At 43.1% G+C, this 23,136-nt stretch carries 24 protein-coding genes; 8 read left to right on the top strand and 16 right to left on the bottom strand.

Annotated features, from left to right (window positions below):
• Positions 1–551: 551 nt before the first annotated feature.
• The 3 genes from Q0590_RS30880 (at position 552) to Q0590_RS30870 (ending at position 3,299) form a co-directional block, all read left to right on the top strand.
• Positions 552–1,331, top strand: a complete 780-nt coding sequence (locus Q0590_RS30880; RefSeq protein WP_302041517.1) for a hypothetical protein — start codon at positions 552–554, stop codon at positions 1,329–1,331.
• Between the two features lie 186 nt (positions 1,332–1,517).
• Entirely contained in the window at positions 1,518–2,132 is a 615-nt protein-coding gene (locus Q0590_RS30875; RefSeq protein WP_366970554.1) for a porin family protein, read from the top strand.
• Positions 2,133–2,222: 90 nt separating this feature from the next.
• On the top strand, positions 2,223–3,299 hold the full coding sequence (locus Q0590_RS30870) for a neutral zinc metallopeptidase (protein ID WP_302041516.1): 1,077 nt from the start codon (positions 2,223–2,225) through the stop codon (positions 3,297–3,299).
• Positions 3,300–3,752: 453 nt separating this feature from the next.
• Here Q0590_RS30870 and Q0590_RS30865 read toward each other — a convergent pair whose 3' ends face one another.
• The 4 genes from Q0590_RS30865 to Q0590_RS30850 form a co-directional block, all read right to left on the bottom strand.
• A complete protein-coding gene (locus Q0590_RS30865; protein ID WP_302041515.1) occupies positions 3,753–4,322 on the bottom strand; it encodes an NAD(P)H-dependent oxidoreductase in 570 nt (189 codons plus the stop codon).
• 70 nt (positions 4,323–4,392) lie between these two features.
• Complete coding sequence (locus Q0590_RS30860; protein ID WP_302041514.1) at positions 4,393–5,214, bottom strand: helix-turn-helix domain-containing protein; 822 nt, start codon at positions 5,212–5,214, stop codon at positions 4,393–4,395.
• 269 nt (positions 5,215–5,483) lie between these two features.
• Complete coding sequence (locus Q0590_RS30855) at positions 5,484–5,636, bottom strand: hypothetical protein (RefSeq protein WP_302041513.1); 153 nt, start codon at positions 5,634–5,636, stop codon at positions 5,484–5,486.
• Positions 5,637–5,766: 130 nt separating this feature from the next.
• Positions 5,767–6,135: a winged helix-turn-helix transcriptional regulator gene (locus Q0590_RS30850; protein WP_302041512.1), complete on the bottom strand. Its 369-nt coding sequence runs from the start codon at positions 6,133–6,135 to the stop codon at positions 5,767–5,769.
• Between the two features lie 87 nt (positions 6,136–6,222).
• On the opposite strand from Q0590_RS30850, the gene Q0590_RS30845 reads away from it, so the two are divergent.
• Positions 6,223–7,128 (top strand): SDR family oxidoreductase, encoded by a 906-nt coding sequence (locus tag Q0590_RS30845; RefSeq protein WP_302041511.1) that lies wholly within the window; start codon positions 6,223–6,225, stop codon positions 7,126–7,128.
• 309 nt (positions 7,129–7,437) lie between these two features.
• Here Q0590_RS30845 and Q0590_RS37670 read toward each other — a convergent pair whose 3' ends face one another.
• The 8 genes from Q0590_RS37670 to Q0590_RS30810 all read right to left on the bottom strand — a co-directional run bounded on the left by Q0590_RS37670 (position 7,438) and on the right by Q0590_RS30810 (position 13,823).
• Positions 7,438–7,929 (bottom strand): helix-turn-helix domain-containing protein, encoded by a 492-nt coding sequence (locus Q0590_RS37670; RefSeq protein ID WP_366970552.1) that lies wholly within the window; start codon positions 7,927–7,929, stop codon positions 7,438–7,440.
• 15 nt (positions 7,930–7,944) lie between these two features.
• Positions 7,945–8,358, bottom strand: a complete 414-nt coding sequence (locus Q0590_RS37665; protein WP_366970551.1) for a hypothetical protein — start codon at positions 8,356–8,358, stop codon at positions 7,945–7,947.
• Positions 8,359–8,376: 18 nt separating this feature from the next.
• Positions 8,377–8,817 carry an Atu4866 domain-containing protein gene (locus tag Q0590_RS30835; protein WP_302041510.1) on the bottom strand — a complete coding sequence of 147 codons (441 nt, stop codon included), beginning with the start codon at positions 8,815–8,817 and terminating at the stop codon, positions 8,377–8,379.
• A gap of 11 nt (positions 8,818–8,828) precedes the next feature.
• Complete coding sequence (locus Q0590_RS30830) at positions 8,829–9,677, bottom strand: SDR family oxidoreductase (protein WP_302041509.1); 849 nt, start codon at positions 9,675–9,677, stop codon at positions 8,829–8,831.
• A gap of 340 nt (positions 9,678–10,017) precedes the next feature.
• A complete protein-coding gene (locus Q0590_RS30825; protein WP_302041508.1) occupies positions 10,018–10,632 on the bottom strand; it encodes a porin family protein in 615 nt (204 codons plus the stop codon).
• A 161-nt stretch (positions 10,633–10,793) separates the two neighbouring features.
• The gene (locus Q0590_RS30820) at positions 10,794–11,633 is read right to left on the bottom strand and encodes a hypothetical protein (RefSeq protein ID WP_302041507.1); all 840 of its coding nucleotides are present in this window, start codon (positions 11,631–11,633) and stop codon (positions 10,794–10,796) included.
• Positions 11,634–12,111: 478 nt separating this feature from the next.
• Positions 12,112–13,359, bottom strand: coding sequence for a mechanosensitive ion channel family protein (locus Q0590_RS30815; RefSeq protein ID WP_302041557.1), 1,248 nt, complete (start codon positions 13,357–13,359; stop codon positions 12,112–12,114).
• Positions 13,356–13,823, bottom strand: a complete 468-nt coding sequence (locus tag Q0590_RS30810) for a hypothetical protein (RefSeq protein WP_302041506.1) — start codon at positions 13,821–13,823, stop codon at positions 13,356–13,358. Before Q0590_RS30810 ends, Q0590_RS30815 begins: the two co-directional genes overlap by 4 nt.
• 658 nt (positions 13,824–14,481) lie before the next feature.
• Here Q0590_RS30810 and Q0590_RS30805 point away from each other — a divergent pair.
• Both Q0590_RS30805 and Q0590_RS30800 read left to right on the top strand, forming a co-directional pair.
• On the top strand, positions 14,482–15,558 hold the full coding sequence (locus Q0590_RS30805) for a sensor histidine kinase (protein WP_302041505.1): 1,077 nt from the start codon (positions 14,482–14,484) through the stop codon (positions 15,556–15,558).
• Positions 15,551–16,285, top strand: a complete 735-nt coding sequence (locus Q0590_RS30800) for a LytR/AlgR family response regulator transcription factor (protein ID WP_302041504.1) — start codon at positions 15,551–15,553, stop codon at positions 16,283–16,285. The genes Q0590_RS30805 and Q0590_RS30800 overlap by 8 nt, the downstream gene beginning before the upstream one ends.
• Before the next feature lies 1 nt (position 16,286).
• Here the strand turns inward: Q0590_RS30800 and Q0590_RS30795 are convergent, their stop codons facing one another.
• The 4 genes from Q0590_RS30795 to Q0590_RS30780 all read right to left on the bottom strand — a co-directional run bounded on the left by Q0590_RS30795 (position 16,287) and on the right by Q0590_RS30780 (position 21,741).
• Positions 16,287–16,409, bottom strand: coding sequence for a hypothetical protein (locus Q0590_RS30795; protein WP_302041503.1), 123 nt, complete (start codon positions 16,407–16,409; stop codon positions 16,287–16,289).
• A gap of 180 nt (positions 16,410–16,589) precedes the next feature.
• Entirely contained in the window at positions 16,590–17,549 is a 960-nt protein-coding gene (locus Q0590_RS30790) for an aldo/keto reductase (RefSeq protein ID WP_302041502.1), read from the bottom strand.
• A gap of 137 nt (positions 17,550–17,686) precedes the next feature.
• A complete protein-coding gene (locus Q0590_RS30785) occupies positions 17,687–18,559 on the bottom strand; it encodes a helix-turn-helix domain-containing protein (protein WP_302041501.1) in 873 nt (290 codons plus the stop codon).
• 146 nt (positions 18,560–18,705) lie between these two features.
• Positions 18,706–21,741, bottom strand: a complete 3,036-nt coding sequence (locus tag Q0590_RS30780) for a Tn3 family transposase (RefSeq protein ID WP_302041500.1) — start codon at positions 21,739–21,741, stop codon at positions 18,706–18,708.
• Positions 21,742–21,964: 223 nt separating this feature from the next.
• Here Q0590_RS30780 and Q0590_RS30775 point away from each other — a divergent pair, with 223 nt between their 5' ends.
• Entirely contained in the window at positions 21,965–22,579 is a 615-nt protein-coding gene (locus tag Q0590_RS30775; protein WP_302041499.1) for a recombinase family protein, read from the top strand.
• A gap of 360 nt (positions 22,580–22,939) precedes the next feature.
• Positions 22,940–23,101, top strand: coding sequence for a hypothetical protein (locus Q0590_RS30770; RefSeq protein ID WP_302041498.1), 162 nt, complete (start codon positions 22,940–22,942; stop codon positions 23,099–23,101).
• The last annotated feature ends 35 nt before the right edge of the window (positions 23,102–23,136 follow it).

The raw sequence follows: 23,136 nt of genomic DNA, 5'->3' as shown, positions 1-23,136 counted from the left end.
CCCCTTACTGGCCTTTAGTACCCAAACATCTGGTATCCCCAAACAGGATTCACATTGTCTGGTCTTAGCTATAACAATCACCTGGAAGGGCTAGGGTTCAACGATTAGCACGCTTGTGTACAGCAAGCCTCCAGGATAATGGCCATTATTTTACTGTTGGTTGCTACAAAACAGGTGTTGGTGAATATTTTTTTCATTACAAGATGAGGCAGGCTAACCTTACATGGTAATCAACATGAACCACTTAAAACAGACAGTATCATGAACACAAACCAATGCACTAACGCAAAGCACCATTCCGGCAACCAGCCATCGTAGCACAGGAGCAAAAGCCTCTCCCGGGACAATGGTAACCACTTCACTTGATGTTATAGGACTTACAGAATAGCATTCATGCCGTTCTGGCTGCTTACAAAGTCAATTTTCAACTTAACAATTTATCTAAAATTATGAAACGTATTTGCAATCTATCAATCTTATGGCTGATGCTACTCATGCTCAGTGGAATTGTGACACAGGGTTTTGCCCAGAGCAAAACTGACGCGGTCATCATGCTGGATGGAGAAAGAAAAGAAGGAAAAGTAATTGGAATGGGAGCAAACTCAGTCAAATTCAAGTATACCGGGGAGGAGCTTGAGTACGAGCTGCCAAAAGAGAAAATCAGTAAAATTCAATTTGCCAGCGGCCGCGTTGAAGTGATCAATGAGGCCCCGCAAAGGGCCGCATCTGGGGCCTCCCCACCGTCCCGGTCTGCTTCAAACCCTGTGGACCGCAAAAATAAAATAGCCGTGTTGCCTTTTGGGTTTATTACCAATGAAGCTGGCTTGCAAACTGAGCAGATGAGCAAACAATTGCAATCTAGTTCTGCGGGCTCCTTTCGGAAGAATACTTCCAACATCATTGTGCAGGACCCGCTGACTACAAACAGGCTGCTGGCAAAAAACAATATTGATATGAATGATCCCGCCGCAGTCGACCCCCAGGAACTGGCCCTCGTGCTGGGGGTGGAGTATGTGGTATTTGGTAGCGTGGAGGTAACCAATAAGGGCACGATCAGTACCGGGAGCGCTTCAACAATATATAAGGACAAAGAAAAACAAACCCGGGACAAAAACAGCAAGGAAACAAAAGCCTCTGGTACGGCCACCTCGAGTAATAACACCATCACAAGCGCCAATTACGACACCAGGGTTTCCCTCAACATCTATACCGATCAGGGAAGTAACTACTACTCCAAGTCCAGAAATGCGATTGGTAACCAAATGGATTCCTATTCGGGTACGTTGGATTACCTTATCAAGCGTACCCCTTTCGGTACCAAGAGCCGGTAAGCAAACCAATGGGACAAGTTGATGCCGGCTACGAAGGTTTGTCAACCGGTTGATTAGCCAGTTCGTCCGGATACGTGCCCTTTTGGTCACTCGTCATTCTTATTCTATCACATTCATAGTGCAGTCGTCGTTTGTACGGCTGTATCAGCCTACTCTTTTTTTAAAAAACCAAAACAAATCAACTTTATGAAAATCACTAGAAATTTAGGTGTTGCATTAGGCATAATGCTTATGTCCACCTCCGCTTTTTCACAAGTTTCCTCCAATTTTGGCTCTAAGCTCGGCATCAATTACAGCCGGCTTTCCTTTTCCAGCGCGGACACAGAAATCAGTAACCAGTATGCCGTTGGTTACCAGGCCGGCGCATTTTGGCGCGTTAACTTCAAGCGGTTTTACGTGCAGCCCGAAGCCCTTTTCAGCGAGCGGAGAAGCAAAATTTCGTTTGATGCCGATCCCTCAAATCAGGCCGGCAGCCCGGTAAGCGGAAGGGTAAAACTACACTCCCTCGACTTCCCCTTACTGTTTGGGGCCAAGCTCATTGAGATCAAACGCATAAACCTGCGTATCGCAGCAGGTCCGATGTACACACGGCAATTGAACGATCAGGCGGCTGTCTTAGACAATCTTTCCCCCGATCCGCAATTTGAACGCAACCAGTTTGGGTATCAGGCCGGGCTGGGCATGGACCTGGGCAAATTTACGTTTGACGCCAGGTATGAAGGCGGGTTTGAGAAAATAACCTCCGAGTTGGGAGGCCGTCCCGGGTCATTCACGTTCAGCGTGGGTTTTAAGGTACAGTAATCCGCTTTTTTAGGATCGAACCTTTAGGGCTAAATGGCCGGACTGAAAGCCTTCGTGATAGAAATTCTTAACCAAGAACCAACAAACTCTATGAAAAATCTTAAATTAATTACTACAATTATTGCCTTCTTTTTGATTGTGCTTTCTAGTTGTGAGAAAGACCATGATAGTCCGGTTGATATGCCGGCTTATAATCCGTACCCGGAATTAGCTGAAGTCGATTCTGTTGCCTGCGAAGACCCTCCGCTATGGAACTGGATTTTTTTTCAGCAAATTTTAGGATTGGGTCCAAAGATAATTCCCATACTTCAGGATACGAATTTAATAATAACTGAGTTGCCTTTTTTGCATTCAGTGTATTTTGAAAACAGCGCTGCTAACCAATCTTTTGGTCCTAACGGTGAATATACCGATCAGATAAATAAGACCTTTACAGATTTAAAACGTTTTTGGGATATTGAGTTGGGCAACATCATTTTGGTCGCCTTTCGTGGTTCCATGCTGCAGGACCGGAATAAAGTTATTGCAACGTATAAAGCAGAAGGCTATAGTGATGAGAAGGCTAATGCCTATGCTGACTCGGTAGCTATTTTACTTCAAATGAATCCGGACTTCCTTAACGGAAATCATCCTGCTTTTACTTTTAATCAATTGGCCCCCCCAGATACAACCATTGCAGGTGTTGGCCAGATACCGGCTAAAATTGTTATTGGAGATGGTCTCTTTCAGGGTTTTGATGCGATTGGTTACGGAGACATTGCTCCGCAGGCGATTCTGGCCCATGAGTATGGGCATCATATTCAATATGATCTGGGTGTAGTAGTCAGGGGATGGCAAAGGGGTAAGGAATTCATCCCGAAAACTGCCCGCCGCATCGAGTTAATGGCCGATGCGTACGCCGCGTACTACTTGTCGCACCCCCGGGGAGCCGCCGCTATGCAGGAGGAGAACGTGCAACGATTCCTGGAGCTATTTTTTAATCTGGGTGATTGCAAGTTTAAGGAAAATTCACACCACGGTACGCCTGCCCAACGAAAGGCGGCCGCCGAATGGGGGTATAAGCTGGCTACCGATGCGCAGCAAAGAGGCCGTATTTTACCTGCCCGGGAACTTGCGCGGCTATTTGATGCAGAACTGGCAGATATTATTAAAAATGGATCTATTTGATAGTTCCAGGATGGTTATTAAAGCTAAAAATAATTCCCATCTACAGCAGCTTTTAGCCTTTGGCACTATTGCAGCTTAATTTTTGCCGAACTATTGCTGTTACCAAGTATGGTGTAAAGTCCCCTATTAGTCTCAAGTAAACGGGTAAGGCATAGTTGAACCTATGCCTTACCCGTTTTTTTATCCGTTAACATGGTGGGTGTGGGGTAAGCAGGCGGTTATGCACCTAGCTTGATTCTGCTTTACCATCCGGGCAAATGGCAAAAGTAGTATGTGAACAGAGGGTAATTTCAGGTACTTGCTCCCGCTGCTCCATTGACTCTATTCTCATTCCGGAAGCAGGAAGCAAAAGGAATTGGTATGGCCTGCGGAAAACATCTCCTTTTCAATTTATAGTGCCTTTTCAGGGAATATGACGATATACCAGTTCCGGTGATAGGTAACAGATGGATGTTACAATATGGAGGTGATTTGTTTTGTCCATTGTTCTATATTTTCCGCATTGGCTCTGTCAGCTTTGTCGAAGAAAAAATGTTGTTTAACTTCTAAACCGCAATAGGTGTAAATACCCTTGTCTGATGTGAGTGAAAGCGCTTTGTCCATTCCCCAATCAGCATACTCGGTATGTGATTTTCCGTGCGTATTGATGATAACCGCTCTTTTGCCTGCAAGCAATCCTTTTTGAATGCCCTGGTCGTAGCGGTAAGCGAAGCCGTAGCTGAACACCCGGTCAATGTATCCTTTCAGTATAGCGGGTAAACCTGTCCACCAGATCGGATAGATAAATGTAAGGCAATCTGCCCAGGCAATGTACTCCTGCTCCCTCTTTACCTCTTCCACCACCTGTCCTTTTCGCTGTCCTGCCATATCTTCTGATGAAAGAACCGGATTAAAATTGAGTTGGTACAAATCCCGGACTTCTACCTGGTGTCCGTTTTTAGTCAGGTGTTCTACAGCCACTCTTTTCAGATGCCCGTTCAAACTCTGTGCATTTGGATGAGCGTAAATAATTACATGTTTCATTTTCTGCTTTTTTAATTGGATAGGGCAAAAGTAGCCTGTCGCAACTGGCTAAAATTGGAAGAAAACGAAATCAGTTTACCGGATTACAAACGTCTTGCTGGAATTTCAGGTACTTTGTCGGGCTCAGGTTCAGGTAATAGGTAAAGTCGTTGATGAGTTGGCTCTGGTCGTAGTACCCACAAGCGTGGATGATAGTAAACCAATCTTCTTTGGAAGCCCTGGAAGCCATGTTTTCAAGGTATTCAATGGCTTTTAAAAACCGCTGGTAGCGGTTAATTTCTTTGGCTGAATACCCGAAGTGTTCTTTTTGTTTGAGTTGGATGTTCCGCTCTGTTTGCTTGTTGTGGCTGGCAATGGCTTTGATTGGGTTTAACGACTGCTGCTTAAAGTTTGCCAATTGCTGGGCAATGGTGTCGCGCTCTCGTAAATAAGGGGTGCAAAACGCAAGAATGTAGTTTACTTGCCCCTCTACATTATCCATTTTATTGAGTTCATGCCACAAGGCCGTAAAGCAGTTTTGGTTCATCCCTTCATCAGGATGTAACGGTAAATTTTGGGCAAGCGAAGTATGGCCGAAGAACCGGTAAAACGCATCGTCTTTGAAGTTAGCGACCAATATTTTTGATTGTGGCGGTAAGGAGTAATTAAATGCTTTTCTGATTGTGCCCACCACCAGGCATTTGTCAATTTCTATTTGTGTATGTTGTCTGGAAATGAGTAATACTTTTGTTCCGAAATTGAAAATCAAAATGGTTTGGTAAGAGGGTAATAGCGTTTTTGTTACAATTTCGTTGGATTGATTTTGGGCAAAATAGAAATGAGAAAATACGTTTTCATAGGCTGCTGGAATAGCTATTCTGAAATGGTTGTATGTTTCATCGTTGTGTGTCATTGTTTTTTTTAGCCTTGCTGCTAACGGCCAAGTATAAGCGTAGTGCGGGATTTGAAGTACTTTACTTTCAGTTTGCCGATATGTTTGTTGAAATTTAATTCTTTTAAAGATACTGATCTTTTCTCCTTTTGGAAGCATTTTAGCAGATTGATTGTTATAATCAACTAATGCTATCAATGGATGCACAGGTGCGGGAAGTCCCAATTCCCGCTATAGCTCTGATATGTTTTTAATATATTTTGTGTTCAACTTTCGTTGCATCTTGTCCTTTATGAATCTAATTGATTTTGTTTTGACGGACGAATAATAAAGTCACCAATTTCGACATCTGCGAGCTGACTGATAGCGTAAATTACTGCATTGGCAATAGCCTCAGGACTTATAGCTAATGTCACAACTGCTTTGCGAGCAGCTGTTTTCATATCTTCGGTTTGATTTAACTAACATTTTTCATTTCAGCTTTAGCAAAAGTAAAGAGCGAAAAATCACAACTTAATAATGAATTAAATTCCATTATTAAGTTGTCAAAGTTTCCATATCATAAAAGATGTATTATAATACATTACTTCTATGCGTTAATCCCCAGTTAATCATAGTATCTATGAGATTGGCCAAGCTTTTACCAGATTCTGTTAATTGATATGTAATTAATACCGGGGTTTGATCATATACTTCACGCACCACAATACTATTCATCTCTAGCTCCTTTAGTTCTTTAGAAAGCATGCGGGGCGTAATCTTTTCGATATTATCCAGTAAATCTTTAAAACGATTTTTACCACGTAATAGAGATGCAATGATGGGCAATTTCCACTTCCCGCTAATGACATTCATCGTGTCGGTTAGAGCCAATACATAGCTGTGTGGGCATCGCTGTTGCTGTTCTTCTTCCTTCCGTATTAATTCTTGAAAATCATTCATCAGTATGAGTTCATTTATTTTACTATACAAAAGTATACTAGTATCTATTAAGAACAAAGTATAAAAAGTATATTAATCTCATTAGCTTTGTCTCATTATCAAAAAAAAATAATTATGATTTTAGTTACAGGTGCAACAGGAAATTTTGGCTCGAAAGCCATCGCACATTTATTAAACAAAGGAGTAGCAGCTAACGATATTGCAGCATTGGTAAGAAGTGGGGAAAATCACAATTCTTTAGCAGAACAAGGAGTTCATATAAGAATGGGCGACTATGCGGATGTTGATTCTATGGTAAAAGCTTTTGAAGGAGTAGATCAACTATTATTGGTTTCCAGTAGTGACCGTGGAGCGATTGAAAACCGTACTAAGCACCACATCAACGCTATAATAGCAGCGAAAGAAGCTAATGTAAAGCATATCGCGTATACATCTTTTGTAAGGAAGGAGGGATATGAAAATTCTGCTATAGCAGATTTCCAAAATTCTCATATAGAATCAGAAAAGTTTCTTAAAGAAAGTGGTTTAAACTATACTATTCTTCAGAATAGTATCTATCAGGAAATGATCCTTGCTTTCGTGGGTGAAAAAGTAGCAGAAACAGGTACTATATTGTTCCCTGCTCAAGATGGTAAAGCGAGTTGGGTACTTCGTGAAGAACTTGCTGAAGCAGCAGTTAATATACTTACTACAAAAGGCCATGAAAACAAAACGTATCATTTGACCAACAATTTATCTGTTGGCTTTGAGCAAATAGCTACCTATATCTCTCAAGCTTTAAACAAAGAGGTAAACTATAGTTCTCCTGATATTGAAGAATTTAACGCCATCCTTGAAAAATCAGGTGTTCCACAAATGTACATAGGTATGTTTGGGATGTGGGGCACAGGTGTTGCAGAAGGTATGATAGATCTGGAAGATAACACACTGGAAATTTTACTAGGAAGAAAGCCAACGAGCGTAAACCAATTTATAGGAAAAGTTTACAGTTAATTTTTTTAACAGTTTCTCTTTGATAGGGTATTAACATTTTGAATTAATGTTAATACCCTATTTGTTTTTTATGCAAAACTAATAGATGCATCAAGGAATAAAGTTTTCAAATCAAGGATAAACGTATTTAAATTTAAGATTAGAGTTAATTTGTTTGATTGCTTACGCTTTGCGGCTAAGAAACCTGGGGCATTTCGGAGCGCTTTCCTGTCCGCCCGTGACAAAGGAAGCTAAGAAGAACAAACCTTTCGGAAACCACTACGCATCCCATGTTTTCTTAGGTGCTGTTAGCAGCCGGGCTTTTATCCGTCAGTTAAAAGACTGTTTAAATTCCGAAGGTGTTTGATTTGTTTTTTGTTTGAATAATTTGCTGAAAGATTGAGGATGCTCAAAACCCAACTCATAGGCAATCTCACTTATTGACAAATTGGTTGTGCTCAGGCATTCTTTGGCATAATCTATCATTTTGTTTTGAATGTGCTGCTGTGTGTTTTGCCGGGTATGTATCCGTAGCAAACTGCCTAAATAATTGGGTGAAATATTTAATTGATCTGCAATAGCTGTTACCGTTGGGATTCCGTTTTCCAATAACTTGCCACTTTCAAAATACCGGGAAAACACTTGTTCAAAACGTGTCAATATTTCATGATTGGATTTCTTTCGGGTAATAAACTGCCTTTCATAAAACCTCTCAGCATAAATCAGGAGCAACTCTACTTGAGTTAAGATGAGTTCCTGACTGAATTTATCAAGGTTTGACTGATACTCTTGTTCAATTTTAAGAAGAATATCAACAATCATTTTTTCTTCTTTTTCTTATAGAAAAAGTGCCTCATGTACAGCATATTGGAAGAAATCATACGATTTTATCTTTTTCAATAAAGGAGTTTTCCATAAAAAATCGGGATGGATCAGCAGTAACCAGCCTTTAGGCTCTACTTCAATGTCCTGTTTGATTTCTAATTTCAGAAATTGAAGTGGGGAAACAAAGGTCAGCACACCTGAATCAAAATCGTATGGCTGCTGGCCATAATTGAATCTGGCATTCACATTCCGCTTTAATCCAATGGAATAAAAGTTCTGAATCCACTTCAGTTCGCTGTCATTCGAAGGGTAATTCACCTTACTATAGTCGATCAGACTTACCAAAGGATGCTCCGGTTTGGGAAGATTACAAAACTCGTGAAACTCGGACAATGAATTAAAGCGGAATGTCTTTGTCTTTTCCATAATTGCTAAATTACTATATTATTCTTCCTTGTAGAGAATCATTCCTGCGTGGTAAAGTACGCCCTCTTTGAATTCACCATCTGCGGTAAAACCGGTATCATCTTTATAATATATATGATTCCCTGTAACTGTATAAGCGCCTTGATAGGCACTCTTGCGCTTGCCTCTCGCTTCATCGTAGCGGTTGTTGGGCAATAATTCGTGACGGATATTACCATCTTTGGTCACCCACATGCCAATGTATTCTTTTGTATCTTCGATAGTTGATTGCATAGTATTTGAGTTACTGGTAAACAGGTATTCTTGAAGTGTCTCTGACTTATGAACATTTCTCCCCTTTGGGTCTCTGATTCCTGTATAAACCTTGTGCCCTTGTAATGCTAAAGTTTGTGCAATATGAAGCCCCATTCCTAAGCTAACTCCTGTAATCAGTACTGTTAGTTCAGTTTTATTGTTCATTGTTTTAGTATTTAAGTGTTTGAAATATCTGTTGATTTGGCAAGCACCTCATATTGCGCCATCGATGTTTGAATAAGGCCGATCTTCAGCTTTGCATACTGATAGGCATCTTTCCCCATAAAAAAGTGAACAGGGGGCTGTTCTGCATTGCTTAATGCAATTAGCACATCTGCTGCTTTCTCCGGGTCATTCGGTTGATTTCCGTTGATTTCTTTCAGATGTGCCTGTTCCATCTCACGGGCAGCTTTATAGTCTGCTATGGGATTCAAAGCTGTTTGCACAGATCCTTTCGATAAGAAATTAGTTCTGAAATAACCCGGATATACCAGTGTGGTATGGATGTTAAATGCTTTCATCTCTTCGGCTAAAGCTTCTGTAAAACCGGCTACAGCAAATTTTGTAGCGCAGTAAATACCAAAGCCGGGAAAACTCCCAATGTAGCCGCCTATAGAGGAAATATTGAAGATATGCCCTGCATTTTGCTTACGGAAATGTGGTGCTATATTCCGAATAACATGTAGAGAGCCTAATACATTTACCTCAAAGCTGCTTAATACCTCTTTCTCAGAAAGCTCTTCCAAAGTTCCGATTAATGCATAACCTGCATTATTCACCAGTACATCAATTTTCCCGAAGTGATTAAAGGTTTTGGCAATAGCCAGCTTTACATTTTCATTGTCTGTTAAATTCATTTCCAGCGGTAGAAAATCATCCGTCAACTCCCCCAGCTCATTGGTTAATGATTGAACCGAGCGGGAAGTAGCCGCCACCCGGTAATTTTCGGCTAGGAGCTTTTTCACCAATGTAAGTCCCAATCCTTTGGAAGCTCCTGTTACAAACCATACTTTCTTTGTTTTCATCGTTCTTTATTTTTTGTGATTAAATAATGAAACAAAGATGGCCCGATAGGATATCTTTAAATTAACCAAATCAATGAAAGATGTAGTTAAATCGTGGATGTAGAGTTTCGCATGTGCTTATGGCTGCATCTAATAAAAGCAAAGGGTACTTACTGGTTGTATGGTTGCTGGTTTGTTTGCCTGTCAGAACCTTTTCTGGAAGTCAGCAAAAAAAGTGTCAATCTGCGACTTTAGAAATTGCCGGACTGTATGGTCTTCAGCTCAGCAATGATTTATTTAAAAGCGTGTAGAGGCCATCTTTTCACGACAGCTTCTACCCTATGTTGAAAGATCTGATTAATCAGAGCAGCTTGATTCCCAGGCTAAGCTGGATTGAGTTGGCCCGCTGGTTAAAATTGGAATTGATCCGGTTTAAGCCTGTTTCATAACGGGCATCAAACGTCAGGAAGCCTACATCGAAGCCTATGCCCGCCTGTACACCTATGTTGTATTTATTGAAACTATAGCTGTCCCTGGAAAGCAGGTTTAAATCATTTCTCCTCTCCTTTAGAATAAAGGATGCCACAGGCCCGGTAAATACACGAAAATTTGACAGAGATTCATTTCCTCCCACTATTTTATATCCCAGCAGCAGGGGTACATCCAGGGAAGTTAACCTTACTTGGCCAGATATATTCTGGGTAGAAGGATTTAAAGGGTCACTTTTAATCTCAAGGTTACTTCCCTTGGTATTAAAGTAGGCTTCCGGCTGCAGATAAAACTTTCCGAAACTACCCCTGAAGAATAGTCCGTATGACCAAGTTCTGGCGTAGGCATAATCTATGTCAGACCCTTTATTTGAGTCAGATAGTTTATTAAAATTATAGGCGACTTTGGGTCCGATGGTTACCGGTGATTGTGCCATCAAATGAAAAGAGAGTAAGAAAAAGGGTAACAAAAACATAAGTTTTTTCATAATTGTGAATTTTATAGTGGATATGATATAAATTGATTTTACTTTAGAATAGCCAGATAGAGCTGGCTTTAAGCCCGCCGCTGTTTACTTTACATAGGAATAGGCAGGATTTTACAGTTATGCCAAATGATAAAGCAATAAATTTTGGACAAAAGATGTATTTATCTTCTATACACTGGTGTGCGCTGGAGCAGGTAACGCAGAGAGTTTTTATAGGCATCCACCGTAGAGAACATAGATTCTTTGGATTGATGAAAGATATTTTCCCCCCGGATGTTGCACACAGACAACTCCACACTGGTTTTGATAGCGATAGTAGTAGTACTGTAGCTGCCGGACTGCCTTTTCTCCTTAATGTCAAAATGGCGGTTCTTTCCTGCCTCTACCTTTGTATGTTCTTTAGAACCTGCGTTGGAGAAGGTACTGCTGTTGCTCTTTTCCCGGGTTATGGTGCCTGTAATGATGTATTCCACACCCAGCATCCCAGCCAGTTCGGCACTGGTGTAGTTGCGGAAGTTATCATCTTCTACGCCATTATGCAGCAGCAGGGCATTGGTTTCATATGGGTCTTGTAGTTTAAGTTCCCTGGCTTCTTTACGCAGGTAGTTATAAGCTTCTTTTTGTAATTTGTATTTGGTGCCATCGGCGCGGCTTCCGGTGCCTTCCCCGTTATAAAATATGGGCATCACTGCCACCGTCTGTTCCCGGTAATCAGCCAGCTGAGCAGGTAATGTAACAAGTTCATTGAGCAACCGCGTACAGCCACCGGCAAATTCCTCTTTTTTATGGGTATTGCTTTTCTTAAACTTATCCTTTGCGTTTTCGACGGTGTGCATAAACCATACATCCGCGTCTCCGAAAGCGGTAATCTCTCTTGCTTTTCCTTGTCTTTTGAGCAGTAAAGTTTTATCTTTTTGTACTTTCGGTGCAGACGTAAAGGGCAAAAGAGGAAAACCCAGCAGAAAGAGCACGTATGAGGTAGTGAACATGGTTGTTTTCATGTCATGTAAGTTTTTAAATGGTATGGTATAGGGTAGTATTCCTTTAGGGTAGCCCGATGAAGTTAGCTTTAAGCGCGGCTACCAGTTTGCTCAGGAGGTAAGTCACAAATAAAGCGGGATAGAAATCATTGTGAGGGCTCAGATGGTCACCACCGCACATAAGCTCCGCAGGAGCAATCTGTTCTTTTCCGGCATTTGAACAGTGAGCTTGCTACCCAGGGCATCCGGAATGGTAAACCGGCAATGGCTGTGGAGCCTGGAGCAGCGCTTGCTGGTCGTCTGTAAGGTGCGCTGTGTTGGTGCTTTTGTTTAGGTTCATGGCAATGTATGTTTTTTAGTGGTACAGTTTATTTGTGATGCAAGGTTAGCCTGTATCACCCTGTAAGTAAAATATGATTCACCAACAGCCTTATTGTGGGAACCAACGATAAAATACCGGCAATTGCCCTTATAACTTACTGTAATCACCAGTAGCATTTTAGTCATTGCTGTTTTCCCGCCACTTGCGCACCTGCTTTTCAACTGCAGCCGTCTTTTCTTCAGACAGTCCCTTGTCACGGGCAACGTAAAGCGTCTGCGATGGAAAGGCAAAGCCAGTACCGCTGTCCTCTATTACATCCATCATGCGCAAGTATAAATCCTCCTGTACCTCTAGGAACTGATTAAAGTCAATGGCGTTCACATAGGCGAAAATCTCCAGGTTTAGGGAATCGGCACCGATTTCAGTAAAGCGTATGCGCGCCGGGTTAGGATCTACCTTCGGATGAGCGTACAGCACTTCGCGAAGCTCTACCAGGAGATATCGAAGCTGGTCGGGCGTAGTTTCAAAGCGCAGGCCAAACGTGGGGTGGAACCAGAAACGATCCCGGTGTGAATAGTTTTCAATCTGAAGAGATGAAAGCTCCCGGTTGGGAACTGTGACTAAGGTACGTGCTAACGTGCGTATACGGGTAGAAAGCATGCCAATCTGCTCCACTGTTCCCACAACCTCGCCTATTTTACAGAAATCTCCAACCCTAATGGGTTGATCAGCAATGAGGGTTACGCTTCCCAAAAAATTTTCCACCGTTTTCTGGGCCCCCAAAGCCAGTGCGATCCCACCGATACCTAATGCAGCTATACCGGTACTGACATCAAAGCCTAAGGAACCAAGTAAGATGATCAGTCCCAGTACCATCAGTGCTATTTTGACGCTGCGGCGGACAAATAACACTGCAATCACGCCTGCCATGTTTTTGCGGTAGGTCATACGCCTCTCACTAAACTGGGTCACTACATCGATAAGCCGCCAGACCAGCAGCAGCACTGCCGCTACTGCTACCACTACCGTGATGGGCGCGAAGCGCTGCCGCAAAAGGATGGAGATACCCGCCTGCTGACTGCTAACCACGAATACCGATACGGCGAGGTACATTCTCAGAGGTAAGGCAAAGGCCTTTACGATCCCCGCCGCGGGTTCCCTCCTGGCTTTGCGCCAGAAGAGAGCGACCAGGAAAAAGAGCAGGCGCGTGCATATCCACGCCAACAAATAGGCTGCAACTGCTAACAGCAGAACAGACAGCCAGTGGCCTACCGATACGCCGGACACCTTTTTTTCTTCAAGCGCCGCAGGGGTGACTTTGTTAACCAGGGGAATCACCGCCTCCTCTTCGGCAACTATAGGCACGCGTTGCACCGTTTGGGAGGAGAACTTCCAGACAGGTCCTCCATCCGGGCCTTTTGTCATCTCCAGCAAAAGTTCAAATGTTTGCCCCTGACCGTGGCGGTGCCTACCTGCTCCAGGTTTGGTGCCAGTCCGTCATTCATTTTACCTGCCGGTTCATCACTTATGAAGGTATACGCGTATAGGTTGCCGCTCTGGTCCAACAGACGCTGCATAGCCATTGCCAGTACTCCCCCATCAAGGGTGTCCTGTGAGAGTGGGTTGAGACTCAGGTATTGGGCAGCCTTGTTGTAATTGTTGTTAGCAACTGCCTGTATAAAACCTTCCACGGCTCCGCGGGGAGTACGTCTGCCAAGCGAGTCTTCTGGCCAGGAAGGTACTGCTGCGGGTGTGCTTTCTGTTGTGTCGCCCGGAAGCAGTTGGCCTTTTGCCGGAGTAGTAATAGTAAGGACTAATACAGTCCAAAAACAGAATAGCAGAAACTTTAACCCCAAGTTTTGCTGAAGTGATTTTATGTTAAATAGCATTAGTCATGAAAGAAAATATATCATTGTATATAAATAGAGCGGGCTTGTATCAGATGTATATGTTCATTTGCCATGCAAGGGTAGTCTGAATTTCTCTGTAAGTAAAATATTATTCGTCAACCACTGTTTTGTGGTAACCAACGACAAAATGATTGTAATCAACCTTATTGCTTCTAGTTGGCAAACAGAGTAGTCATTTGGTGTTGGAGGAACGTTTATAACCAGCAATATCAACCCAGCGGTAAGAAAAAAATCTACTACTGATAAACGGATAAATTGATTACCACAAGCCTTCTACAAAATAGCTAGCCAGGTTATTATTAAACTTAGTGACAGAATTAAGCGGCCATTAAGAAAGGCATAATATAGCCGATATGCTAAATCCTTACCCGGTAAATCTCCCTTTAATTAAAGTCAGTGATAAGATTAACTACGATCATTTCAGCTTTCGTTACTACAAAAAGGCTGTTGGAGAATTAAATTTTACCAATAAGGCGTTATACACTAAATTACATTGTACATATAATCTAGCAATAAGGCAGACACAGTTTTATAGCCTTATTAACGTAGCCTCTTGAGGATTACAGGATTTAAAGAAAACAAAGTACAGAGTCTTCCCGGGGGACACCAGCGCATTAACCATATAAGTTCTCATCAAATGTTAGCATCAATAGAAAAGGAATGGAAAAAAGTACTTCTGGTTTTGGGTATTTACACTGCCTGGTGGGTGGCTGTTACTTTAACGGCTCTTTCACTTCAGGGAGTAAGTTCGGTTATTGAGCCGTATGAGTCACCTGGTCACTTTTATGGCCAACAGGCACATACCATTATTAAAGGTGCAATCATTTATTATATCCTCATTTTCAGGCTATCTATCCCGTTGATCAGAACTGGGAACCGGAAGAAAATCCTGCTTCAATTCCTGCCCTTCCTCCTACTCATCACGCTATACGAGTATATATGGAATTTCAAAATAGGGAATGTACCACCGGCTATAAGAGACCATTTTTCTCCGGGCACTTTTATTATAGTTGACTTCGGAATGGGTTTATTAATGGCTGTCATATCTTATTTTATTGCCACCTGGATAGAATCAAACGATGCGCTTAAGCGTGAGGGTGAACTGGAAAAGCAGAAGTTAAATGCAGAGCTTTCGGCCATTAAATACCAGATCAACCCGCATTTCTTATTTAACTCGCTGAGTTTTATCTATACCAAAACCGTTAAAGGGAATCCGGAAGCTGCTCATGCCGTGCACCTGCTCTCAGAAATTATGAGTTATGCCCTGGAAGAGTGGGGAGAACTGGGCAAAGTGCCCTTAGCGCTTGAAATCAGCCAAATGAAAAAAGTGATTGAAATGAACCAGATCCGCTTTAACAATAAGCTCCATATTAATTATGATGAATACATTGAACAAAAAGAGGAGGTGCTAAACAACGCTTACGTACCTACACTGGTACTGATTACACTTGTCGAAAATGCTTTTAAACACGGAGACCTCACTGACGAAAAAAACAGGGTCAGCATCAAACTGGAAGTAACCCGGAGCAACATTTATTTCTCTGTCTGCAATAAAAAGAAAAGGGGTCTCAAAGAGCCTTCCAAGGGTATTGGATTGAGTAATGTGCAGCAGCGTTTGCAGTTAATGTATGGCGATAAGCAATCATTTATTATCCAGGAAAATGAGACCCACTATTTAACTAAAATACACATCAACCTGACCAACCATGATTAACTGTATCATACTGGACGATGAAGAGCATGCCATAGAACTGCTCAAGTTGCATATAGAACAAACACCCTTTTTAAAACTGGTGGGTGCCGCCACTGATCCTATCAAAGCACTGGAGCTATTGAACTCTAAAGAGATACACCTGCTTTTTTTGGATATTCAAATGCCGGGAATGACTGGACTGGAATTTATGCAGCTGCTCAACGGTAAGTGTAAAGTCATTCTGACCACTGCCTTCCGGGAATATGCCCTCCAGGGATTTGAACACAACGTGGTGGACTATCTGTTAAAGCCCATCGTTTTCTCCCGGTTCTATAAGGCTGCTCAGCGTGCACAAGAGGTGATTACGGCTCCCGCAAAAGAAACCGAAGATTATATACTGGTCAAGACTGAGTATAAGGGAAAGTTACTGAGGATCAAGATAAACGATATTATTTACATTGAAGGAATGGGAAAGTACGTACGCTTTCATATCCGGAATAGTGATCCGGTAATGGCCCTGCTGACTATTAGTGGTTTAGAGGAAAAGTTATCCCGGGATCGTTTTGTACGTATCCACAAATCCTTCATCATTGCCCTTCCCTTCCTGCAGATGATCAACGGAAATAGGGTGCATTTAGAATTCACAAATGAACATCTTCCCATTGGACAATCGTACCGGGATGCATTTATGAGCCAAATGCGCGAAAAAGTGATTACTAATAAACCCGCTAACCCAGGCGATGACTAATCTATTCCGCACTGTCTACGGCAGAAATATAACTAGTAAATTCCAGAACAGGTGTGCCTCTTTTTCTGGAATGAGAAATTGCTTTTTGTATAAGCCCATTCATCACTTTTTGGCTACCACTCATAGGCTGTTTATCAAGTCATACGTGGATTATTGCATAGTCCCTCCCCTCCCTCTAAGTATTCCACGGCCCCACCCCTCAACCAAGATGAAATTACAGCAAAGCCAAATAAGCATATGGGCAACCTTACTAGCTTACCATATGCTTACTTTAAATAACATCAGCTTCTCAACAAACCATTGTTTAGCGTTCAACCGAAATAGTGACAGAAGATAAGATGCTTTGTATTTGAGCAAGATCGTTTGTGGAAAGATCAATTCGGGTAGCAGCTATATTTTCTTCCAGACGGTTGGGTTTTGTAGTACCGGGAATGGGAGCTATCCAGGGCTTTTGATGCAACACCCAGGCCAGGGCAAGTTGTGCAGGCGTGATTCCCTTCTGTTGTGCGAATGTGGTCAATGAAGAAACAAGCTCCCCATTTGCATTCCGGTTTTCCACAGAGAAACGAGGAAGTCTGCTTCTGGTATCGTTATCCTTAAACTCTGTATCTGCATTGATCGTACCGGTAAGAAAGCCATGGCCTAAGGGGCCATTAGGCACAAAGCCGATACCTAATTCCTCTAGTGTGGGGAAAATGCTGTCTTCGAGGTCTCGCACCCAAAGGGAATATTCACTCTGCAGGGCTGAAAGGGGCTGCACGGCGTGGGCTTTGCGAATGGTGCTTGCATCGGCCGCTGATAAGCCAAAGTATTTCACCTTACCGGCTTCAATCAGCTCTTTTACCGAGCCTGCTACTTCTTCAATGGGTACAGCCGGATCTACCCGGTGCTGAAAATAGAGGTCAATGTAATCCGTTTTTAGCCGTTTCAGCGAACCTTCAACTGCCTTCCGGATATGTTCGGGCCTGCTGTTGAAACCCTTGTTTTCGTTGGTCTGCGGATCGAACTCGAACCCAAACTTGGTAGCAATTACTACTTTGTCTCGCAAGGGAGCTAACGCCTCCCCCACTAAAGTTTCATTAGTATAAGGACCATACATCTCTGCCGTATCAAAAAAGGTGATTCCTCTTTCTACGGCTTGATGTATGAGTTTAATCATATCACGCTTGTCAACTACGTTTCCGTAACCAAAACTCATCCCCATACAGCCTAATCCTATGGTCGATACTTCGGGTCCGCTATTGCCTAATTTTCGTTTTTTCATCTAGCTGGTTGTTTTACTACGTTATATTTCAGTTCACCAAATAATCGTCCTTTGGGACAAAATATGGAAATACAAAAATATAAAAGCCCTGTGCCAAAAAGGTATACCATTCGAACCAAAAAGTATACATTTCAAACTTACCGGCTACGGTAAGCTTTAGGGACCTTGCCAGTCATCTTCTTGAAAAATTTATTAAAATAGTTAGGATACTCGAACCCAAGTGCGTAAGCAATGTGGGCGGTAGGCCAATCGGTATGTTGCAGCATGGTAATTGCCTCGGCCGTTACCCGCCGCCCAATATGTGCCGTAGTAGATTGCCCGGTTACTTCCCTAACGGAGCGGTTCAGATAGTTGACATGAACGGACAAGCGGTCTGCATAATCCCCTACCGTTTTAAGCATTAAAGGTGAATAGTGGTTTTCTACCGGAAATTGCCGCTCAAGCAGTTCCAGAAAGGAGGTAGTTATTCGTAAAGAAGCACTGTTAAACTGTGAAACATGTTCAGCCGGTCCCATACGCAAGGCTTCATGAATGAGGAGTTGTATATAAGTACGCATCAGTTCATCTTTATAGAGATAGCTTGATGATTTCTCGGCTATCATCCTCTCAAATATGCCGGCGATAGTGGCTTGTTGCGCCTCGTTGAGCCGGAAAGCAGGGGTTCCACTCACGTTAAAAAAAGAAGACTTCAGCCAGCTTTCTGAACGTTCCAGTGGCTTAATAAAGCTTTCCGTAAAGCTACAGCCATAGCCAGTTTGCCGCTCGCCAAGCATTTCAACTGCATACGGTACATGCGGATTGACAAAAAACAAGTACACCCCGTCCATGTCTATCGTGCGGTTGGCATAGTTTACTCTTGCCTTGCCAATACTCAGTACGATTTTATAGAAGTGCCGGCGGCCAAAGGTGGTGAGGCCAGTACGTGGGTGGTCTAAGGGATAAACCTTAAACCCTTTTAGCTTTAAGTCTGTGTTAAACTTTGGATTCCCGATTTCTACGGTTGCTTTCATTGGGGCAAAAGTATACTAATCAAATGAATCACCTTCACATTCTAGGAGAAGACCTTTAGCAAATTATGGGTTCTGTTAAAAGTTTAGTACATTCTTTTCATTTTAAATCATTAATCGGTTAGTTAACAACCAATTACGCGCATAATTTATCCTAATTCCAATTCCAGGATCTTTTCGATATCAAATCGTACAGCATTTTTTAGCGCATCGTCTGAGAAATCAAATTCACCCTGTAGGTTGATATGCTGCCAGCTGACAGGCGATGAGCGAGCAATGATTTCTAAGATGGTCGAACGGTTTTGTGATTCTGTTTTCACTACCAGTTGCGTCAGATACAAGTAATTCCAGCAAATAATGGCATTCTGAATGAAGCGTTTACAAGCATCCGTGACTTGCTGTTCCTCCTTGGAGGCAAACTGAATTTCTCCATTGTTGGCATAAAAAACTGCCCGGGCGAAGCGATGCGCACTTTCGATCTTATCAAGCTGGTCATCAATGCGCTTTCGTAGACTGCTGTCATCCATATACTTGAGTAGAAACAATGTACGCAATACCTTTCCTAACTCCTTGAGGGCCTGGTAGACGGGATGCTTTTGGGAGTAAGAGTTTAACCTTCTCAGCAAAGAGGAAGCCGTAACATGCTTTAGTTTGATTGAAGCCACCATCTTAAGGATCGTATCCCATTGGGCTTCAATGATTCCGGTATTGATAGGCGAGCCGATCTTGATCACATATTCATTTAAGGAGTCAATCTCCATTCCTTCCATTGGATACAGATTCTGCTCGACAAACTCCTTGATGCGGGGCGCAAACTCAATCCCAAGTAAGTGCGTCAGGGCAAAGATAACTTCCGAGTATCCGTGCGTATCGGTTGAATGGATGTCAGACTGCACGACTTCATTATGCATCAACCCGTCGATAACGTGACCGGCTTCCCGTTCGGAGGCACTAAAAGTAGTGGAGAAAAACAGCCGGTGCCTCTCATCAATGTAACTGTAGAGCACAATCCCTTTCTCCTTGCCAAAGTATTTATAGGAGTAGTTGGCATGGATGGAATCCACCTGAATGTAAAATTTCTGTCCATCACTGGAAGAGTGCACCAGGTTGGGCGCTTTGCGGAACAGTTCCCCAATTTTAAGTCGACCCATCAAGGCCACTAGCGTATCGTTTGCTTTGCGCAGGTTTTCCAGCGAGAAGTACCAGTTAACTGTATTTTCCAAAGTATTCACTGAAAGATGCCGAGAGGTCTGCGCCATCCTGGTCACGCCCAGGTTGCAACCGTAGGCCATTAATCCGGCAAAGAATATGTTTTCCGAAGGTGGATTACGCCGGTGCTTAGGATTCCAATGCTCGAAGCAGGAAACAAAGTCACAGTGGCGGTTGACTGTATGCAGCACCTCGAAAAGTGGGATGTAGCGGTCCTGAGGAAAGAGCTCAATGTCGGTTAACTCGCCTGGAGAGACCGACAGGGTGGTAAATCGGGGCTTTCCGTCCTTTCGCTTTTGGGCAAAGGTATTGGTACCAGTATTAAGGCCCGAAAAGGTCTGTTTGAATGCCTCTGTTAACCGTTCCTTCAACTGTTGTAGAAAAAACTTGCAATCAACAAAAGGAGAAAGAAGAGCCTTTTCCAGTAGATATTCCTTCTCCTGCTGCCAGGTAGGGGAGGAAATTAAGTAGCTTTCAAAAGACCGATATTGAAAAGAAGCCGGAAGATTAATTTTGCCTGCCTTGATGTGTTTGGCTAAGTGTGTGGCTAGAAGTACTTTATATAAGGATACTTTGGCCGAAGCTCCTTCCAACGCTTTTTCTTCCTGCTTGCCCAGAAACCCGGCCGGCAGCGTCCCACCCAGGTTCCCATCCTTCTTTTTAAAGTTGGCAATGGCTTCCTCTAGGTTGTTGCCAGTAGGAATATCAAAGTTCAAGTACCGGATGATGTCGGAAATGCGGTTCTGCAGGGCTCTGGATCGCTCTTCCAGCACTTGGTAATAAGGTTGCTCTTTGCGGTACTTGCCGCGCAACTGTTGGGCTTTAGGCTTCAAGCTCTTAAAGTGCCGCACAGGCTCACTTGCTAACCAACTCACTAGTTCGGCCAGCTTCTCATCGGCTGTTTTAGCAAAGGAGAATGCCGTATCTTCCATTTGTTGAATGACTTCCGCATGGTCGATCACCCCATCCAGGATTTCCTCTAATAACCTGGCCGTCGCCTGATGTTGTTGAAATACACGTTCCTTTTCTTCCCTTTGGGCAGCATTTAAGGTCGTTTGCACGGCCTGTAATAGGGTTTCAATGAGCACATCCCCAAGTCTAAAATACTGGTAAACAATAAAACTAATCAGCATTAGATACTTTCGGTTAACCTGCCCGGACACTTGGAAGACCTGAGATCGCAGCACGAAGCGGGCATAGTAGTGCATCATCTCATCGCTCAGTTGCAGTTTAGCAATTATCGGCTGCAGCATTTGATAGAGTATGCCCAACTGTATAAAGTGCTCCACATTAGCCCGGATGGCGGTGGGCTTCATCAATTCCAGGTTCCGCTTAAGCAGCGTCAAGCGGTAGGGCTTATGGGGCGATCCTTCAAGGGCACCTTCCACTTCTAAAAGTTCGTCCAGTTTCCCACGTACACTGTCAGCTAAATGCAACTCGATCAAATGAACTAACTGCTCATCCACCCGCTTGAAGGCTTGGGTGACTAGCAGGGCCAGGGTTGCATAGGCCGGAACTTCCACCCGGTGGGTACGGATATAGTCGGCCGTAGATCTAAACACTGCTACCGGATTCATCTGCCGCTTAGCAAAAGCAATAGCCTGTTCCAGCATCAATGGCTGCTCAGCCCGAAACGGTTTCACACCGAAGCCTTCCAGAATAAGTTTCCGGTGTCGACTCATTGTCGCCGGTGCATAGCGTTCAAGGAGGGCTTGGCCAACAGGCCAGCGTCTTTTCAGATAATCCAGATCAGATGGATAAAAAGTATCTCTTTCAAAGAAGCGACCACTTGCACGGAAGTAACCTACCTGTAGGATAAAGCCGAGCAGATTATGATCCAAATATAACCCTTTGGCAAGTTGCTCAGCCCAGGAAGGCAGGGTAAAAAAGAATTTACGTTGTTGGTAAGAAAAGCGGGGTGGCCGTTCAAATTCGAGTCGGCCGGCGGTGTCCAGGATGGGAAGTGTACGTGACATAAAAGGTATACTATCTATTATGGTGTCTTCCAGATGAGAATACTTAAACAAATGATCCGCTTCCCCTAAAAAAGGTCGATCTACCCGGAAAGGGCTGTTTACAAAAAGGAAGGTTTATTTAAATAAATGGTTGTGCCCTTCAAGGCTAACAAAAATATTGTTTATCTTGACATGTAAAAAATGTAAGTGTAAATAACTAAGCCTCGATCAGTATCCTACACAAATGACTAAGATTGGCTATGCCCGCGTCTCGACATTGGAGCAGAATCTGGATATGCAACTCGATGCCTTGAAAGGGGAAGGTTGTAAGCAGGTCTTTACCGACAAGGTGTCGGGTGTAAAATCCTCCAAGCCTAACTTCACTAAGTTAATGGAATACCTACGGCCCGGTGATACGATTGTCGTCTGGAAACTCGACCGCTTAGGTCGAAGCACGGTTCAACTCATTGAACTCATCGAAGACTTAAAAAAGAAAGGCGTTAACCTTAAGTCCTTGAGTGAGTCAATTGATACCACCAGCGCGACCGGCAACTTGTTCTTTCAGTTTATGTGCATCCTGGCTGAACACGAACGAAACATCATTCGCGAGCGGACATCGGCCGGCCTGCAAGCGGCCCGCGCACGGGGGCGAAGGGGAGGACGACCCAAGGGGCTCAATGAGCGCTACCAACTCATTGCCCCAGAAGTACGGGAAGTCTATGAGAAAAACACCCGCAGTACAGAAGAGATTCGTAAGATGTTCAGCATCAAAAGCCAGCCGACCTTATACAAAATTCTTGAGTTTGCCGGGGCAGATGTAAAGGGATTTGCTAAAAAGAGAAAAGGATTGACTAAATAAATTTCCCCGCCGCAAGCAGCGGGGTATTTTGATAGAATTTGATCATTTATCGCCACAAGTGGCGGGGAATTTACCCTAAGCGATTAAACCCTAACCATTAGGGTTTTATTGGGTTTATAGATTAATTTTTTGTATAACTTTCTGTAAGTCAAATACTTGTTTGCACAAAATGGAAAGAATGTACTAAACTTTTAACAGAACCCTATTAAGTATAAAACTTTACAGATTGCTCTATCGGCTGATAAACCAAGTATTAAAATACTCATTGAGCCTATCGTGTATGCCCTGCCACTCCTATTTTTACAAGATTCTATTCTTCTAGAAGAATTTCACTATAATCAAAAGGCCTATGAGCAAGCCATGAGTCATATACAAGGCTTAAGTGTAGAGCAAAATCCAACCAAAGTGTATGAATTTAATTGCACCTTCCCGGGAGGCATAGAAGCTTTTCATCAGTATTTGACCAGCCAAATTCTTCTAGATCCGGATTTGCAAAAAGATGTGTATATATTAGTCGATTGATACGCCAGTGTATTAATTCAAAAGTAGGCCAGAGG

This window comes from Rhodocytophaga aerolata, assembly GCF_030503435.1.
In the GTDB taxonomy this organism is placed as follows: domain Bacteria; phylum Bacteroidota; class Bacteroidia; order Cytophagales; family 172606-1; genus Rhodocytophaga; species Rhodocytophaga aerolata.
The sequence above is the reverse complement of the archived record's forward strand: the minus strand, read 5'-3'. Positions and strand labels throughout refer to the sequence as shown.

Excerpts from the sequence above, each read along its gene's own strand:
- Q0590_RS30880 (WP_302041517.1), top strand. The coding sequence starts at position 552 with ATGCTGGATGGAGAAAGAAAAGAAGGAAAAGTAATTGGAATGGGAGCA.
- Q0590_RS30875 (WP_366970554.1), top strand. The coding sequence starts at position 1,518 with ATGAAAATCACTAGAAATTTAGGTGTTGCATTAGGCATAATGCTTATG.
- Q0590_RS30870 (WP_302041516.1), top strand. The coding sequence starts at position 2,223 with ATGAAAAATCTTAAATTAATTACTACAATTATTGCCTTCTTTTTGATT.
- Q0590_RS30865 (WP_302041515.1), bottom strand. The coding sequence starts at position 4,322 with ATGAAACATGTAATTATTTACGCTCATCCAAATGCACAGAGTTTGAAC.
- Q0590_RS30860 (WP_302041514.1), bottom strand. The coding sequence starts at position 5,214 with ATGACACACAACGATGAAACATACAACCATTTCAGAATAGCTATTCCA.
- Q0590_RS30855 (WP_302041513.1), bottom strand. The coding sequence starts at position 5,636 with ATGAAAACAGCTGCTCGCAAAGCAGTTGTGACATTAGCTATAAGTCCT.
- Q0590_RS30850 (WP_302041512.1), bottom strand. The coding sequence starts at position 6,135 with ATGAATGATTTTCAAGAATTAATACGGAAGGAAGAAGAACAGCAACAG.
- Q0590_RS37670 (WP_366970552.1), bottom strand. The coding sequence starts at position 7,929 with ATGATTGTTGATATTCTTCTTAAAATTGAACAAGAGTATCAGTCAAAC.
- Q0590_RS37665 (WP_366970551.1), bottom strand. The coding sequence starts at position 8,358 with ATGGAAAAGACAAAGACATTCCGCTTTAATTCATTGTCCGAGTTTCAC.
- Q0590_RS30835 (WP_302041510.1), bottom strand. The coding sequence starts at position 8,817 with ATGAACAATAAAACTGAACTAACAGTACTGATTACAGGAGTTAGCTTA.
- Q0590_RS30830 (WP_302041509.1), bottom strand. The coding sequence starts at position 9,677 with ATGAAAACAAAGAAAGTATGGTTTGTAACAGGAGCTTCCAAAGGATTG.
- Q0590_RS30825 (WP_302041508.1), bottom strand. The coding sequence starts at position 10,632 with ATGAAAAAACTTATGTTTTTGTTACCCTTTTTCTTACTCTCTTTTCAT.
- Q0590_RS30820 (WP_302041507.1), bottom strand. The coding sequence starts at position 11,633 with ATGAAAACAACCATGTTCACTACCTCATACGTGCTCTTTCTGCTGGGT.
- Q0590_RS30815 (WP_302041557.1), bottom strand. The coding sequence starts at position 13,359 with ATGACAAAAGGCCCGGATGGAGGACCTGTCTGGAAGTTCTCCTCCCAA.
- Q0590_RS30810 (WP_302041506.1), bottom strand. The coding sequence starts at position 13,823 with ATGCTATTTAACATAAAATCACTTCAGCAAAACTTGGGGTTAAAGTTT.
- Q0590_RS30805 (WP_302041505.1), top strand. The coding sequence starts at position 14,482 with ATGTTAGCATCAATAGAAAAGGAATGGAAAAAAGTACTTCTGGTTTTG.
- Q0590_RS30800 (WP_302041504.1), top strand. The coding sequence starts at position 15,551 with ATGATTAACTGTATCATACTGGACGATGAAGAGCATGCCATAGAACTG.
- Q0590_RS30795 (WP_302041503.1), bottom strand. The coding sequence starts at position 16,409 with ATGAGTGGTAGCCAAAAAGTGATGAATGGGCTTATACAAAAAGCAATT.
- Q0590_RS30790 (WP_302041502.1), bottom strand. The coding sequence starts at position 17,549 with ATGAAAAAACGAAAATTAGGCAATAGCGGACCCGAAGTATCGACCATA.
- Q0590_RS30785 (WP_302041501.1), bottom strand. The coding sequence starts at position 18,559 with ATGAAAGCAACCGTAGAAATCGGGAATCCAAAGTTTAACACAGACTTA.
- Q0590_RS30780 (WP_302041500.1), bottom strand. The coding sequence starts at position 21,741 with ATGTCACGTACACTTCCCATCCTGGACACCGCCGGCCGACTCGAATTT.
- Q0590_RS30775 (WP_302041499.1), top strand. The coding sequence starts at position 21,965 with ATGACTAAGATTGGCTATGCCCGCGTCTCGACATTGGAGCAGAATCTG.
- Q0590_RS30770 (WP_302041498.1), top strand. The coding sequence starts at position 22,940 with ATGAGTCATATACAAGGCTTAAGTGTAGAGCAAAATCCAACCAAAGTG.